1 protein-coding gene is annotated in these 1582 nt (G+C 68.4%); it reads right to left on the bottom strand.

Translation table 11 applies throughout. From position 1 onward, the window contains the following. A partial coding sequence (locus RISW2_RS22820; RefSeq protein WP_043775714.1) for a glycosyltransferase family 2 protein occupies positions 1–1582 on the bottom strand: 1582 nt, incomplete at both ends.

The following is a 1582-nucleotide window of genomic DNA, read 5'->3' as shown; positions in this document are numbered from 1 at the left end:
GAGCGCACCCGTCCGCACCCGCGCCACGCCCGGCGTCGCGTCGTCGGCCGCGTAGAAGCGCAGGAACAGCGCCTCGCGCTCGGCATTGGTGGGCAGGATGTGGAGCCGCGCGCCGTCCTTGGTCGACGCGATCACGTAGGCCTCGACGTCGCCCACGTCGCGCAGGCGCAGCGTGCCGCGCGTGCCCGTCGCGTAGACGTGGCCGCGCAGGCGCACGGTGTCGGCGGTCAGCGAGGTGATCCAGAGCCCGCGCGGCTTGCCGTCGGCCACGAAGATCGCGCGCTCGGGCGCGTCCGTGACGTGGCGCTCGCGGCGTGGAAGCTCGACGCAGGCGACCATGGTGATGAAGAGCACGACGAGGTTGTAGAGCGTCCAGAACAGCACGACCCACTTGCCGTCGCCCGCGTCGTTGAAGGCGTAGCTGTCGGACACGATCCCGATGAGGAGCCCGCCGAGGGTCAGCAGGAACAGCAGCAGGAACGGCGCCATCATGCGCCACTGGACGACCACGCGGCTGCGGTCGCCGCCCTTCGCGGTCACCGAGAACGGGTGTCCTTTGGGCCGCAGCAGCCCCGTCACCGCCGCGCGCGCGATGGGAATGGCGCCGATCAGGTGGCTCACGTCGTGGATGATGGGCACGATCATGCCCTTGGTCGAGAGGTTCAGCGCCGCGACCGTCCAGACATAGTAGGTGCCGAAGATGGCCAGCACGTCCGGCAGCTCCGCGTCCACCACGGTCACGTTGAAGTACCAGTAGAGCAGCGGATAGACGATCGCCGCCACGCGGAAGATGTAGGTCGTGAGCCAGTAGAACAGCGAATCGAGAAGGCTCCAGCGATCGCGCAGGCGCAGGTTCGCGCGTGACAGCGGCCCGAGTGACGAGCGGATGATCTGCATGAGCCCGAGGCACCAGCGCGCGCGCTGGGTGACGTATTCCTTGAGCCCTTCGGGTGCGAGCCCCTCGGTGAGCGGCTCGTTGAGGTACACGGTCTTCCAGCCGCGGGTCTGCAGCGCGATCGTCAGCATGAAGTCCTCGGTCACGCTCTCGGTGGGAAAGCCGCCGAGGTCGTTCAGCGCGGAGAGCCGCATCATCGACGAGGTGCCGCAGCAGATGGCGAGCCCCCAGCCGTCGCGCGAGGGCTGCAGGTGGTCGAAGAAGAACCGCTGCTCGTCGGGATAGGAGCGCGAGAGCCCGAGATTGTGCTGGATCGGGTCGGCGTTGAAGAAGTGCTGCGGCGTCTGCACGAGCCCGACCGTCGGATCGTGGAAGAGCGCGAGCGTGCGCGACACGAATCCCCGGTGCGGCACGAAATCGGCGTCGAGCACCGCGACGAAATCGGGCGGCTCGGCCCGCTCGTTCAGCCGGGCCAGCGCGTGGTTGATGTTGCCGGCCTTCGAATCCTTGTTGTCGGGCCGGATCATGTAGCCCACGCCCTGCCGCGCGCAGTACTCGCGCAGCCAGTCGCGCCGCCCGTCGTCGAGGACGATGATCTCCTTCTCGGGGTGCCGCAGCGACCGGGCGCCGACGATCGTGCGCTCGAGCACCTCGAGTTCCTCGTTGTAGGTCGCGATCAGGATGGCG

Origin of the sequence: Roseivivax isoporae LMG 25204 (assembly GCF_000521865.1) — a bacterium.
Classification (GTDB): Bacteria; Pseudomonadota; Alphaproteobacteria; order Rhodobacterales; family Rhodobacteraceae; genus Roseivivax; species Roseivivax isoporae.
The sequence above is the reverse complement of the archived record's forward strand: the minus strand, read 5'-3'. Positions and strand labels throughout refer to the sequence as shown.